Source organism: Burkholderia sp. BCC1999 (assembly GCF_905339975.1).
In the GTDB taxonomy this organism is placed as follows: Bacteria; Pseudomonadota; Gammaproteobacteria; order Burkholderiales; family Burkholderiaceae; genus Burkholderia.
Genome location: NZ_CAJPHP010000012.1, coordinates 118,528 through 130,823 on the forward strand (window position 1 = coordinate 118,528; position 12,296 = coordinate 130,823).

Sequence of the window (12,296 nt, forward strand, 5' to 3'; positions counted from 1 at the left end):
CGGCCGCCACGCCGGATTCTTGAGGGCGGCGGCCGGCCCGGAGCCGCGTCACTTCGTCACGAGATCCACCGGCGTCTCGACCACGCCGGACATGTCGGCCTGCTTGCGATGCTCGGAGATCGCCTTGAGCGCGGTGTCGATGCCGAATACGGCCTGCTTCGCCGCGTACTGGTCGGCAGTCGCGAGCACGCGGCCGTCCTTCAGCATCGGCTTGATCGCGTTGATGTTGTCGTAGCCGACCACGAGCACCTTGCCCTGCTTGCCGGCCGCGCGCACGGCCGACACCGCGCCGATCGCCATGTTGTCGTTGCCGCACAGCAGCGCCTTCAGGTTCGGGTATTCGTTGAGCATCGCGGCAGCCACCGCATTGCCCTTGTCGATCTCCCATTCGCCCGATTGCACCGACACGACCTTCATCCCGCCCGCCTTCATCGCGTCCTGGAAGCCGGCCGTGCGCTGCTGCGCATTGGTCGTCGTCGACACGCCTTCGACGATGCCGACCTGGTCGCCCGCCTTCAACCGCTTCGCGAGGTAATCGCCGATCTTGCGCGCCCCCTTGCGGTTGTCCGGGCCGACGAACGGCACGTTCAGGTTCTTCGACTTCAACACGTCGGGATCGAGCCGGTTGTCGATGTTCACGACGATGATGCCCGCGTCGACCGCCTTCTTCACGACCGGCACGAGCGCCTTCGAATCGGCCGGCGCGAGCACGATCGCATCGACCTTCGACACGATCATCTGCTCGACGATGCGGATCTGGTTCGCGGTGTCGGTCTCGTCCTTGATGCCGTTGGTGACCAGGTCGAACTGATTCGCGTTGTGCTTCTGGTATTCCTTCGCGCCGGTTTCCATGGTCAGGAAGAACTCGTTGGCGAGCGACTTCATCACGAGCGCGACCTTCGGCTTGGCCGCGGATTGCGCGTGGACGGCCGGTGCGGCAGCAACCGCGACGGCGGCGAGCGCGGCGGTCAGGAAGCGACGGCGAAAGCGGACATTCATACACATCTCCTGGCGACTGGCCCGTAGGGCCGGACTGTTGTTTGACTGTTGTTTTAATGTGAGCAAACGTTTGCGCCACACTACCCGGGCAATGGCCATCGATGCTGCTGTCGGTACCACGGAATGGAAGCGAGGCAGACGGCCGACTGCCTGGCGCGTGCTGTCATTGACGCGCCGCCGCCGGCGGGACGCCGGCGGAGTGAAAGCTATGCTGTACCGATTCGCTTCGACGCGCAACCTGTCTGATCAATATTTAAGGGTTTATTCGGAGTGCCAGATCGTGCCGCGTGACGCGCAAATGCGACAGTCGCAACGCCGCCACACATCACGCCGGATCGTGCGACGCGGGTTCGTCCACGTCGATCGCCGGCGGCTCGCCGAAGCGGTTCGCATGCGGCGTACCGGCGATGAAACCGTTCATCACGAACAACGCGATCGCACCGGCGATCGGCACGAACAGCAGCAGCATCCACCACCCCGACTTGTCGATGTCGTGCAGCCGCTTCACGGTGACCGCCAGCCACGACCACGTCGCGACGACGGCGATCGCGATCGCGACAAGCACCACCAGCAGCGGCAGATCGTCGTTCGACGAACCGCGCGCCCCCGCGTCGAAGAACACGCCGATCAACCCGGAAACCAGCGTGTAGATCCACCACGGCAGGCGCTCGGTCCGGCCTTTGAAGGAAAAGAGAAACCACTTCAGATTCATTGTTCGCCTCTTCGTCGTGCGGCGTGAACACCCGCCATCAGACAATGCACGCGCATTGAATCATATCTTCCGAAACATGGCCCGGCCTGGATGGCCGGCACCGGATCGAAGCGTTCGCCGGTGCCGTCTTGTGGTTCTGTTGGCACGAGAATGCGTGTCGATCGCCGCTCATGGCGAAGAACCGGGCCCGGAGCAGCAACCGCAACCGATGGCCCGATGAATCATGCAACCGTGACGGCGGCCGTTCCGCTGCCGCCGCCCGGTGTACGACGCGATGCGCGCACGTCGCGCCATCCGGGGCGACTGCTCGGACGGCGCGCGCGGCGCGCAACCGTCAAACGGCTTCGCGCAACAGCCCCGCGATTTCCGCTTCGTTCAGGTGCGGGGCGAACATCTCGATCAGCCGGTACGCATACGCGCGCAGGAACGCGCCCTTGCGCAGACCGACACGCGTCGTGCTCGCCTCGAACAGGTGCTGCGTATCGAGCGCGACGAGCCCCGTGTCGCGCTGCGGATCGTAGGCCATCGCGGCGACCACGCCGATCCCCATCCCGAGCTCGACGTAGGTCTTGATCACGTCCGCATCGATTGCGGTCAGCACGACGTCCGGCACCGCGCCCGCCTGCGTGAACGCCTGGTCGATGTGCGAGCGGCCCGTGAAGTCCTGGTCGTACGTGATGATCGGGTACTCGGCGATTTCCTCGAGCGTCAGGTTCTCGCGGCCGACGAGCGGGTGCCCCTTCGGCACGACGACCGTGTGGTGCCACGAATAGCACGGGAACGTGACGATGTCCGGATAGCGGTCGAGCGCCTCGGTCGAGATGCCGAGATCGGCTTCACCGTTCAGGATCATCTGCGCGATCTGCTGCGGGCTGCCCTGGCGCAGCGCCAGATGCACCTTCGGGAACACGTCGGTGAACTGCCGGATCACCTTCGGCAGCGCGTAGCGCGCCTGCGTGTGCGTCGTCGCGACGACGAGGTGGCCGCTGTCCTGGTCGGCGAACTGGCGCGCGACACGGCGCAGGTTCTCGGCATCGAGCAGCATCCGCTCGATCAGCTGGTGCACGGCCTTGCCGGGCTCCGTGAGGCCCGTCAACCGCTTGCCGCGCCGTATGAAGATGTCGACGCCCAGTTCATCCTCGAGATCCTTGATCTGCTTCGACACGCCCGACTGGGACGTGTACAGCACGTTCGCGACTTCCGTCAGGTTCATGTTCTGGCGCACCGCTTCGCGCACGAACCGCAATTGCTGAAAATTCATGGGTATGCCTCTTAGGCTGTCGTTGTTTGATTGTCGATTCGGAGCGTGTTCCGCCCCCTGCCCTGCATTTTCTCGTCAACGCGCGGGAAACACACGCACCGCGCGCGGCACGGCCGTCGCACCGTCGCCGACCTGCAACGACAGCGCCCGCCATGCATCGCGATCGAGTTCGGCCTCGAGCGCACCGCCCGCGCGCGCTTCGAGCTCCACGCGCACGGACCCGCCGAGCGGAATCACGCGGCGCACGTCCACCGCGATGCCGTCGCGGTGCCCTTCGCCCACCGGCCACAGCTGCAGGTCGTGCGGTCGCACGTAGGCGTTCGCGGGGCCCGCGAAATCGGCGTCGACCTCGATCGGCGCAGCCGCGCCCTCGGCGACGAAGCCGCGCCCGGCCACTGTACCGGGCAGCCGGTTCGCCGCGCCGAGAAACTCGTACACGAACGCGCTTTGCGGATGATCGTAGACCTCCTGCGGGCTGCCGACCTGCTCGACGTGGCCGCGGTTCAGCACGACGATGCGGTCCGCGACTTCCAGTGCCTCCTCCTGGTCGTGCGTGACGAAGATCGTCGAGATGTGCAGGTCGTCGTGCAGCCGGCGCAGCCAGCCGCGCAACTCCTTGCGGACCTTCGCGTCGAGCGCGCCGAACGGCTCGTCGAGCAGCAGCACCTTCGGTTCGACCGCGAGCGCGCGGGCCAGCGCGATGCGCTGGCGCTGGCCGCCCGACAGCTCGGACGGATAGCGCTGCGCGAGCCAGTCGAGCTGCACGAGCTTCAGCAATTCATGCACCTTGTCGCGAATCGCCGCCTCCGACGGCCGCTCGCGTCGGGGCTTCACGCGCAGCCCGAATGCGACGTTCTCGAATACCGTCATGTGGCGGAACAGCGCGTAATGCTGGAACACGAAGCCGACCTGGCGATCGCGCGCGCCGACCGACGCGACGTCGAGCCCCTGCAGCACGACCTGGCCGGCGTCCGCGTGCTCGAGGCCCGCGATCACGCGCAGCAGCGTGGTCTTGCCGCAGCCGGACGGCCCGAGCAGTGCAACCAGTTCGCCCGGCGGAAAGTCGAGCGATACGTTGTCGAGCGCGGTGAAATCGCCGAAGCGCTTCTGAAGGTTACGGACGGTGATACCCATTCTGGTTGCCTCTTTACGATTTCGACGAAACGGCGGCGACGGGGCCGGCATGTGCGGGAACGGTGTCGCTCGCGCCGGCCAGTTCGGCGGCGAGATGACGCTCGGCGATCAGCTTCAGCGCGAGCGTGACGAGCGCGAGCAGCGCCAGCACCGACGCCACCGCGAACGCCGCCGCGAAGTTGTATTCGTTGTACAGGATCTCGACGTGCAGCGGCATCGTGTCGGTCACGCCGCGGATGTGGCCCGACACGACCGATACTGCGCCGAACTCGCCCATCGCGCGCGCGTTGCACAGGATCACGCCGTACAGCAGGCCCCACCTCACGTTCGGCAGCGTCACGCGGCGGAAGATCTGCCAGCCCGACGCGCCGAGCACGCGTGCGGCTTCCTCCTCGTCGGTGCCTTGCGCCTGCATCAGCGGGATCAGCTCGCGCGCGACGAACGGGAACGTGACGAAGATCGTCGCGAGCACGATGCCCGGCACCGCGAAGATGATCTGCACGTCGTGGTCCTGCAGCCACGGCCCAAGCCAGCCCTGCGCGCCGAACAGCAGCACGTACACGAGGCCCGAGATCACCGGCGACACCGAGAACGGCAGGTCGATCAGCGTCGTCAGCAGCGCCTTGCCGCGGAATTCGAACTTCGCGATCGCCCACGACGCACACACGCCGAACACCAGGTTCAGCGGCACGGCGATCACGGCGACGGTCAGCGTCAGCTTGATCGCCGACCACGCATCGGGATCGGCCAGCGATTCGAGATAGAAGCCGACGCCCTTGCGCAGCGCCTCGACGAACACCGCGGCAAGCGGCACGACGAGGAAGAACGCGAGGAACGCCATCGCGATGCCCGTGAGCAGCCAGCGCACGACGCGCGACTCGCTGACGGGGTCGAGCCGTTTCGTGGCGCGCACGGCCGGCGACTGGGTTTTCAGCACGACGGTGGCCTCCTGGCTCATTGCTGGCCTCCTGCTGCGACGGCGGTGACGGCGGCGGGCGCGGGGCCGCTGGCGCCCTTGCTCGTGCGACGCTGCAGATACCACTGCAGCGTATTGATCAGCAGCAGCATCAGGAACGACACGACCAGCATCACGACCGCCAGCGCGGTCGCGCCCGCGTAGTCGTACTGCTCGAGCTTCGTGATGATCAGCAGCGACGTGATCTCGGATTTCATCGGCACGTTGCCGGCGATGAAGATCACCGACCCGTATTCGCCGAGCGCACGCGCGAACGCGAGCGCGAAGCCGGTGAGGAGCGCCGGCAGCACGGCCGGCAGCACGACGCGGCGGAACGTCAGCCAGCGCGATGCGCCGAGGCATGCGGCCGCTTCTTCCTGCTCGCGCTCGAAATCCTCCAGCACCGGCTGCACGGTGCGCACGACGAACGGCAGCCCGATGAAGGTCAGCGCGACCAGCACGCCGGCCGGCGTGAACGCGATCTTGATGCCGAGCGGCGCGAGATACTGGCCGACCCAGCCGTTGGTCGCGTAGACGGCCGCGAGCGAGATGCCGGCGACCGACGTCGGCAGCGCGAACGGCAGGTCGACGATCGCATCGACGAGGCGCTTGAACGGGAACGTGTAGCGCACGAGCACCCACGCGACGAGAAAGCCGAACACGGCGTTGATCAGCGCGCCGCCAAGTGCGGACGTGAACGTCAGCCGGTACGACGCGAGCACGCGCGGCGACGTGACGGCGGTGACGAACTGGTCCCACGACAGCGTCGCGGTCTTCAGGAACGTGGCGGCGAGCGGGATCAGCACCACGAGGCTCAAATAGGCCACCGTGATGCCGAGTGTCACGCCGAAACCGGGCAGCGCGCTCGGCTTGCGAAAGGTGTACGTCGTCATCGGATGCTCTTGCTGGGTCGATGCTGCTCATGGGTCCGACGCAAACGCCGGCGCAGTGAATCGCGCCGGCGGGCCGTCAGGGATGCGGCGCGCTGCATGGCGCGCCGCTGTCGTTATGGCTTTACTGCGGCTTGTAGATCGAGTCGAACACGCCGCCGTCCGCAAAATGCGTCTTCTGCGCATTCGTCCAGCCGCCGAACGTGTCGTCGACCGTGTACAGCTTCAGCTTCGGGAACTGCTTCGTCAGTTCCGCCGGCACGTTCTTCGAACGCGGCCGGTAGTAGTTGCGCGCCGCGATCTCCTGGCCCTGCGGGCTGTACAGGAAATTCAGGTACGCGTCGGCCAGCTTGCGCGTGCCCTTCTTGTCGACCACCTTGTCGACGACCGCGACGGGCGGCTCGGCCAGGATGCTCACCGACGGCACGACGATCTCGAACTTGTCGGTGCCGAATTCCTTCACCGACAGGAATGCCTCGTTTTCCCATGCGATCAGCACGTCGCCGATCCCGCGCTGCACGAAGCTCGTCGTCGCGCCTCGCGCGCCCGAATCCAGCACGCCTGCGTTCTTGTAGAGCTTCGTGACGAATTCCTTGGCCGTCTGCTCGTTGCCGCCCGGCTTGTGCACGGCGTACGCCCATGCGGCCAGGTAGTTCCAGCGTGCGCCGCCCGAGGTCTTCGGATTCGGCGTGACGATCGAGATGCCCGGCTTGGTCAGGTCGTCCCAGTCCTTGATCCCCTTCGGATTGCCCTTGCGCACCAGGAACACGATCGTCGACGTGTACGGCGACGCGTTGTCGGGCAGGCGCTTCTGCCAGTCCTTGTTCACGAGCCCCTTGTTCGCGAGCGCGTCGATGTCGTACGCGAGTGCCAGCGTGACGACGTCGGCCTGCAGGCCGTCGAGCACCGAGCGCGCCTGCGCGCCGGACCCGCCGTGCGACTGCTTGAAGTTGACGGTCTCGCCCGTCTTCGCCTTCCACTCCTTGCCGAACGCCTGGTTGAAGTCCTGATACAGCTCGCGCGTCGGGTCGTACGACACGTTCAGGAACGTCGTATCGGCCTGGGCATGCGTCGCGACGCCCAGCGCCGCCGCCGCGCCCAGCGCGAGTGTTGCGATCAGGCGGCCCACTCCGCCCACCAGCCCCGTATTGCGCTTCGCCATCCTTGGTTCTCCAGTGTTGTCGGTATTGCGATGTCGGGCCAGTCTAACGAACGGGTTACATGATTAAAAATAATCGTTCTTCATTTTTTAATACTCAAAAGTGCTAACGCAGACGGGATGGACGGTTGCGGCAGATAAACCGCCGTCCGGACGTCGCGAAATCACGCCGGAACCGGCGTGATCGCGTCGAACCTCAAGTAACACTTGAAATTCCCGAAATACTGTATAAAAATACAGCTCACTGTCTATCCATACAGTTGAGCCATGACCAAACTCACCGCCCGTCAGCAGCAAGTGTTCGACTTGATCCGTCGCGCGATCGAGCGCTCCGGATTCCCGCCCACCCGCGCCGAGATCGCGGCCGAACTGGGCTTCAGCTCGCCGAATGCGGCCGAGGAGCACCTGCGTGCGCTGGCACGCAAGGGCGTGATCGAGCTGGCTGCCGGCGCGTCGCGCGGCATCCGCCTGCTCGGCATCGACGATGCCCCGCACCAGTTCACGCTGCCGCACGCCGGCCTGATGCAGTTGTCGCTGCCGCTCGTCGGCCGCGTCGCAGCCGGTAGCCCGATCCTTGCGCAGGAGCACATCTCGCAGCACTACGCGTGCGATCCCGCGCTGTTCACGAGCAAGCCCGACTACCTGTTGAAGGTGCGCGGCCTGTCGATGCGCGACGCCGGCATTCTCGACGGCGACCTCCTCGCCGTGCAGAAGCGCACGGAAGCGAAGGACGGCCAGATCATCGTCGCGCGTCTCGGCGACGACGTCACGGTCAAGCGCCTGATGCGCCGGCCGGGCGGTCTCGAGCTGATCGCGGAGAACCCGGATTACGAAAACATCTTCGTCAAGGCCGGCAGCGCGGAATTCGCGCTGGAAGGCATCGCCGTCGGGCTGATCCGCTCGGGCGAACTCTGACATTCCGTCTCGCTGAGGAGAACATCATGGAACGCCTTGCCCGCCTGCTGCCTTTCCGTCAATTCGGTCGCCTGCGTCATCTGCGCGGCCGGACGCCCTGCGCACCGCTCTCCGCGGCCGCGCCCGTGCAAGAAGAAGTCGCAGTCGATCGGCAGGCGTCCCTGCTGCCGTCGGCGCTCCCCGCGTTCGCGCGGGTATCGCTGAACGCCGGCCTGAATCACGCGGAACCCGCGCGCCGCGCGCCGGTGCGCGTCTATCACGGCCGTTCGCGCCTGATCATGGTCGGTACGATCGATGCTGTATGCCGGATGATCGACCGCTGCATCGCAGAGGAACGATCGGCTACGCCTGGCGGTCTCTGATTGCGGAACATCCCCGCACCGGAGGCAACGTGACTGGATCTTCGGGCCGCGCACGGCGGCTCAAGCCCCTGCTGATCATCGTGCTGGCCGTCGCCGTCGTGGCGGCGATCGGCTATGCGTACGCGTCACCGTATGTCGCGCTCGGTCGCCTGAAATCGGCGATCGACGCGCGCGATGCGCAGGCCATCAGCGAATATGTCGATTTCCCGTCGCTGCGCATCAGCCTGAAGCAGCAGGTCACGGAAGAGTTGATGCGCCGGATCGACGCGGTGAAGAAGAACAATCCGTTCGCAGTCATCGGCGCGCTGATCGGGTCCGCACTGGTCGGCCCGCTGGTCGATGCGTACGCAACACCGGAGGGTGTGGCCGCGCTGATGAGTGGGTTGCCGCCACGCGGCAATCCGGGAGAGCGCCCGCCCGACTGGTCGAATCAGCCGCAAGGCAATGCACCGGCAAACACGCCGGCCACACCGCAGGCCAATCCGGCACCGGCAAGCACCGCCGCTCCGGGCAACGACGCGGCGGCTGCGTCATCGCCGGCACCCACCTCTGCCACACCGGCCGGTGCGAACGATGCAACGCATGCGCCGCATCAGCAGCAAACCAGCGCGGGCTACCGGAATATCGACGAATTCGTCGTGACGTACCAGCGCAGTGCCGACGGCACGCGCTACGCGGCGGTATTTCACCGCTTCGGGCTGTTCTCGTGGAAATTGTCCGCGATCGACCTGCACGCGTAGCAGGCCGCGCGGTACCCGTGCCGCTGATGCGGCACGGCGCCTGACCTGCGCGCATCGCCGGTCGGGCCGTCATCGAATCATTCGATCATTTGCCGTTCGCCGTCGCGGCTTCCCGCTCGCGGGCGATTTCTTCCTTCTGCTCCTGTGCCGACGAACACGCCACCAGGATGCTGCAGTTCACGCGATCGAGCAGTTGCGTATTGCCCGACCCCATCCACCATCTCGACAGCCCGCTGCGGCAGCGGTGGCCGACGACGACGAGGTCAACCTTCAGTTCCGTCGCGAGATTCGCGATTTCGTCGATCGGATAGCCAAATGCGAAATGGCCCTCGGCCTGCACACCGCGCTCACGCAGCCAGTTCACGCCTTCCTGCAGGATTTCACGCGCGGTTTCCTCGAACCGTCCGCACGCGACATCGGTCAGCAGACCCGCGCTTTGCGCAATGCTCGAACGCATGTCGACGACCGACAGCAAGTGCGTTTCGGCCTTCAGGTCCATTGCGAGATTGGCACCGCAGCGCAGTGCCTTGCGCCCTTCGAGCGTGCCGTCGTAACACAGCAAAATCTTGTTGTAGCTAGCCATGAAACCTCCCTATCGCGACAACGAGCCTACGCATTCATCATGGTGCGCCGCAATTCAGGACGCAAGGGATGGAAAACGCTGATTCGCCCCGCTCGGCGCGTGCGCGATGATGCAGTGCACGATCGGTGCGTGCATGCATCGCACCGTGCAGGCATGCCCTGAAGAGACGCAGCCGATGCACTAGAATGGCCCGTCCGTACTCCAGCGGGCCATCAACACGCCGGCGTCGCGCGCTTCGGTCATGCCCGTGTGACAAGCAATCGCGCGATCCGTTCGCCAACCGGCCACGCATCGGGCCGCCAGGCGCGCCCGCTTACAACGACAACATGCCCATGTCCGTCGCACCGATCGATTTCCGCAACGTCGAAAAGCGCTATGGCGACAAGCTCGTCGTCAACGACCTGTCCTTCAACGTGCAGGCCGGCGAATGCTACGGCCTGCTCGGTCCGAACGGCGCCGGCAAGACCACCACGCTGAAAATGCTGCTCGGTCTCGCGCATCCCGATGCCGGCACCATTTCCCTGTGTGGCGAACCGGTTCCATCGCGTGCGCGGCATGCACGCCAGCGCGTCGGCGTCGTCCCGCAATTCGACAATCTCGACCCCGACTTCACTGTCCGCGAGAACCTGCTCGTGTTCAGCCGCTATTTCGGGATGTCCGCGCAGGCCGCACGCGCACTCGTGCAGCCGCTGCTCGAATTCGCGAAGCTCGAGAGCAAAGCCGATGCGAAGGTCGGCGAACTGTCGGGCGGCATGCGGCGGCGCCTCACGCTCGCCCGCGCGCTCGTCAACGATCCCGACGTGCTGGTGCTCGACGAGCCGACGACGGGCCTCGATCCGCAGGCGCGGCACCTGATGTGGGAGCGGTTGCGCTCGCTGCTCGCACGCGGCAAGACGATCCTGATCACCACGCATTTCATGGAGGAAGCCGAACGCCTGTGCGATCGGCTGTGCGTGATCGAGGAAGGCCGCAAGATCGCCGAAGGCGCGCCGCACGCACTGATCGAATCGGAGATCGGTTGCGACGTGATCGAGATCTACGGGCCGGACCCGGCCGCGCTGCGCGACGAGTTGTCGGCATTCGCGAAGCACACCGAGATCAGCGGCGAGACGCTGTTCTGCTACGTCAGCGACGCGGAGCCGCTCAGCGCGCGACTCAAGGGTCGCACGGGGTTGCGCTATCTGCATCGCCCGGCCAATCTGGAAGATGTGTTCCTGCGGCTCACGGGCCGCGAAATGCAGGACTGATCGATCATGGACGTGCGCAACTATTCCGCCGCCACACCGTCCGCGCCGCCGCGCGAGTCACGCTTCGCGATCGCGATGCCCGCGAACGCAACGAACTGGATTGCCGTCTGGCGGCGCAACTATCTCGTCTGGCGCAAGCTCGCGCTCGCGTCGATGTTCGGCAATCTTGCCGATCCGATGATCTATCTGTTCGGGCTGGGTTTCGGGCTCGGCCTGATGCTCGGCCATGTCGACGGCGTGTCGTATATCGCGTTCCTGGCGGCCGGCACGGTCGGGTCGAGCGTGATGATGTCCGCGAGCTTCGAGTCGATGTATTCGGGCTTCTCGCGGATGCACGTACAGCGCACGTGGGAAGCGATCATGCATACGCCGCTCGCGCTCGGCGACATCGTGCTCGGCGAAATCGTCTGGGGTGCCAGCAAGGCGATGCTGTCGGGGGTCGCGATCATGCTGGTCGCGAGTGCGCTCGGCTATGCGCAGTTTCCGTCGATGCTTGCGGCGCTGCCCGTGATCGCGCTCGCGGGCCTCGCGTTTGCCAGCATCGCGATGATCGTCACGGCGCTCGCGCCGTCCTACGATTTCTTCATGTTTTATCAGACGCTCGTGCTGACGCCGATGCTGCTGCTGTCGGGCGTGTTCTTCCCGATCACGCAGTTGCCGCCCGTCGCGCAGCACGCGGCGCAAGCGCTGCCGCTCGCGAACGCGGTCGAGCTGATCCGGCCCGCGATGCTCGGACGGCCGGCCACCGACATCGCGTTGCACGTCGCGGTGCTCGCGGGCTACGCGGTCGGCGGATTCCTGCTGTCCGCGTGGCTGTTCCGGCGGCGGATGATGCGCTGACGGCCGGCGCACCAGGCGCCGGCTTCATGCGACGACGTTACTCGTCGTCGTCGCTCCACGGGATCTCGACGTCGGTCAGGAACGCGACGGTCGCGAGCGGGCCGCCTTCCTGGCGACCGAGCTTGCCGTCCGCGCGATGCCATTCGACGCGGAACTGCGTACCCGGATCGTCGGCCACCAGATAGACCGAACGCAGTTCGTCCGCATCGGCTTCGTCCACCGGGCCGTCGAACGATACCAGCATCTTCTGCGGCCACAGGCCATTGACGGGATCGTAAATGCGGTCGCCCTGCGGAATGTCGATGCTGGCTTCGACGCCGATCGTTGAAGAGGCTTCGATGATCATCGTGCCGAGCGCGTTCAGCACGGCAGTTGCCCGCGCGGAATTGGCCTGGCGGATCGCGAGATCGCCGCGCGTCAGCGCCTTTTCGAGTCGAGGATGGATCTTCGGTTGGGTCATGCGTTTTCCTGTTTGCTTCTTGTAAAGGGCGCCGCACGC

14 protein-coding genes are annotated in these 12,296 nt (G+C 65.8%); 5 read left to right on the top strand and 9 right to left on the bottom strand.

Features of this window, described 5'->3' with window-relative positions:
• Positions 1-48 precede the first annotated feature (48 nt).
• From U5809_RS19020 to U5809_RS19050, 7 genes are all read right to left on the bottom strand, one after another.
• Complete coding sequence (locus U5809_RS19020) at positions 49-999, bottom strand: sugar ABC transporter substrate-binding protein (protein WP_322087699.1); 951 nt, start codon at positions 997-999, stop codon at positions 49-51.
• A gap of 325 nt (positions 1,000-1,324) precedes the next feature.
• Complete coding sequence (locus U5809_RS19025; RefSeq protein ID WP_322087700.1) at positions 1,325-1,711, bottom strand: DUF805 domain-containing protein; 387 nt, start codon at positions 1,709-1,711, stop codon at positions 1,325-1,327.
• A gap of 334 nt (positions 1,712-2,045) precedes the next feature.
• Positions 2,046-2,972: a CysB family HTH-type transcriptional regulator gene (locus U5809_RS19030; protein WP_006484201.1), complete on the bottom strand. Its 927-nt coding sequence runs from the start codon at positions 2,970-2,972 to the stop codon at positions 2,046-2,048.
• A 75-nt stretch (positions 2,973-3,047) separates the two neighbouring features.
• Positions 3,048-4,106 carry a sulfate ABC transporter ATP-binding protein gene (locus tag U5809_RS19035; protein ID WP_322087701.1) on the bottom strand — a complete coding sequence of 353 codons (1,059 nt, stop codon included), beginning with the start codon at positions 4,104-4,106 and terminating at the stop codon, positions 3,048-3,050.
• 13 nt (positions 4,107-4,119) lie between these two features.
• Positions 4,120-5,064 carry a sulfate ABC transporter permease subunit CysW gene (gene cysW / locus U5809_RS19040; protein ID WP_322087702.1) on the bottom strand — a complete coding sequence of 315 codons (945 nt, stop codon included), beginning with the start codon at positions 5,062-5,064 and terminating at the stop codon, positions 4,120-4,122.
• Positions 5,061-5,954 carry a sulfate ABC transporter permease subunit CysT gene (gene cysT, locus U5809_RS19045; protein WP_176048105.1) on the bottom strand — a complete coding sequence of 298 codons (894 nt, stop codon included), beginning with the start codon at positions 5,952-5,954 and terminating at the stop codon, positions 5,061-5,063. Before cysT ends, cysW begins: the two co-directional genes overlap by 4 nt.
• A gap of 121 nt (positions 5,955-6,075) precedes the next feature.
• Positions 6,076-7,113, bottom strand: a complete 1,038-nt coding sequence (locus U5809_RS19050) for a sulfate ABC transporter substrate-binding protein (RefSeq protein WP_059234392.1) — start codon at positions 7,111-7,113, stop codon at positions 6,076-6,078.
• A gap of 264 nt (positions 7,114-7,377) precedes the next feature.
• On the opposite strand from U5809_RS19050, the gene lexA reads away from it, so the two are divergent.
• The 3 genes from lexA to U5809_RS19070 are packed head-to-tail and all read left to right on the top strand — an operon-like array spanning position 7,378 to position 9,127.
• Positions 7,378-8,025, top strand: a complete 648-nt coding sequence (gene lexA, locus U5809_RS19060; RefSeq protein ID WP_006754655.1) for a transcriptional repressor LexA — start codon at positions 7,378-7,380, stop codon at positions 8,023-8,025.
• 26 nt (positions 8,026-8,051) lie between these two features.
• Positions 8,052-8,387 (top strand): hypothetical protein, encoded by a 336-nt coding sequence (locus tag U5809_RS19065; protein WP_322087703.1) that lies wholly within the window; start codon positions 8,052-8,054, stop codon positions 8,385-8,387.
• 29 nt (positions 8,388-8,416) lie between these two features.
• Positions 8,417-9,127 carry a DUF2939 domain-containing protein gene (locus U5809_RS19070; RefSeq protein ID WP_322087781.1) on the top strand — a complete coding sequence of 237 codons (711 nt, stop codon included), beginning with the start codon at positions 8,417-8,419 and terminating at the stop codon, positions 9,125-9,127.
• A gap of 85 nt (positions 9,128-9,212) precedes the next feature.
• On the opposite strand, the gene U5809_RS19075 is transcribed toward U5809_RS19070, so the two are convergent.
• Positions 9,213-9,710, bottom strand: a complete 498-nt coding sequence (locus U5809_RS19075; protein WP_166964207.1) for a universal stress protein — start codon at positions 9,708-9,710, stop codon at positions 9,213-9,215.
• A 332-nt stretch (positions 9,711-10,042) separates the two neighbouring features.
• Between U5809_RS19075 and nodI the strand changes: the two genes are divergently transcribed.
• A complete protein-coding gene (nodI, locus tag U5809_RS19080; RefSeq protein WP_282507433.1) occupies positions 10,043-10,957 on the top strand; it encodes a nodulation factor ABC transporter ATP-binding protein NodI in 915 nt (304 codons plus the stop codon).
• 6 nt (positions 10,958-10,963) lie between these two features.
• Positions 10,964-11,797, top strand: a complete 834-nt coding sequence (locus U5809_RS19085; protein WP_176048108.1) for an ABC transporter permease — start codon at positions 10,964-10,966, stop codon at positions 11,795-11,797.
• 37 nt (positions 11,798-11,834) lie between these two features.
• Here the strand turns inward: U5809_RS19085 and U5809_RS19090 are convergent, their stop codons facing one another.
• Entirely contained in the window at positions 11,835-12,257 is a 423-nt protein-coding gene (locus U5809_RS19090) for a hypothetical protein (protein ID WP_176048109.1), read from the bottom strand.
• Positions 12,258-12,296 lie beyond the last annotated feature (39 nt).

Excerpts from the sequence above, each read along its gene's own strand:
- U5809_RS19020 (WP_322087699.1), bottom strand. The coding sequence starts at position 999 with ATGAATGTCCGCTTTCGCCGTCGCTTCCTGACCGCCGCGCTCGCCGCC.
- U5809_RS19090 (WP_176048109.1), bottom strand. The coding sequence starts at position 12,257 with ATGACCCAACCGAAGATCCATCCTCGACTCGAAAAGGCGCTGACGCGC.
- cysT (WP_176048105.1), bottom strand. The coding sequence starts at position 5,954 with ATGACGACGTACACCTTTCGCAAGCCGAGCGCGCTGCCCGGTTTCGGC.
- lexA (WP_006754655.1), top strand. The coding sequence starts at position 7,378 with ATGACCAAACTCACCGCCCGTCAGCAGCAAGTGTTCGACTTGATCCGT.
- U5809_RS19035 (WP_322087701.1), bottom strand. The coding sequence starts at position 4,106 with ATGGGTATCACCGTCCGTAACCTTCAGAAGCGCTTCGGCGATTTCACC.
- U5809_RS19065 (WP_322087703.1), top strand. The coding sequence starts at position 8,052 with ATGGAACGCCTTGCCCGCCTGCTGCCTTTCCGTCAATTCGGTCGCCTG.
- U5809_RS19085 (WP_176048108.1), top strand. The coding sequence starts at position 10,964 with ATGGACGTGCGCAACTATTCCGCCGCCACACCGTCCGCGCCGCCGCGC.
- U5809_RS19075 (WP_166964207.1), bottom strand. The coding sequence starts at position 9,710 with ATGGCTAGCTACAACAAGATTTTGCTGTGTTACGACGGCACGCTCGAA.
- U5809_RS19025 (WP_322087700.1), bottom strand. The coding sequence starts at position 1,711 with ATGAATCTGAAGTGGTTTCTCTTTTCCTTCAAAGGCCGGACCGAGCGC.
- U5809_RS19050 (WP_059234392.1), bottom strand. The coding sequence starts at position 7,113 with ATGGCGAAGCGCAATACGGGGCTGGTGGGCGGAGTGGGCCGCCTGATC.
- U5809_RS19030 (WP_006484201.1), bottom strand. The coding sequence starts at position 2,972 with ATGAATTTTCAGCAATTGCGGTTCGTGCGCGAAGCGGTGCGCCAGAAC.
- nodI (WP_282507433.1), top strand. The coding sequence starts at position 10,043 with ATGTCCGTCGCACCGATCGATTTCCGCAACGTCGAAAAGCGCTATGGC.
- cysW (WP_322087702.1), bottom strand. The coding sequence starts at position 5,064 with ATGAGCCAGGAGGCCACCGTCGTGCTGAAAACCCAGTCGCCGGCCGTG.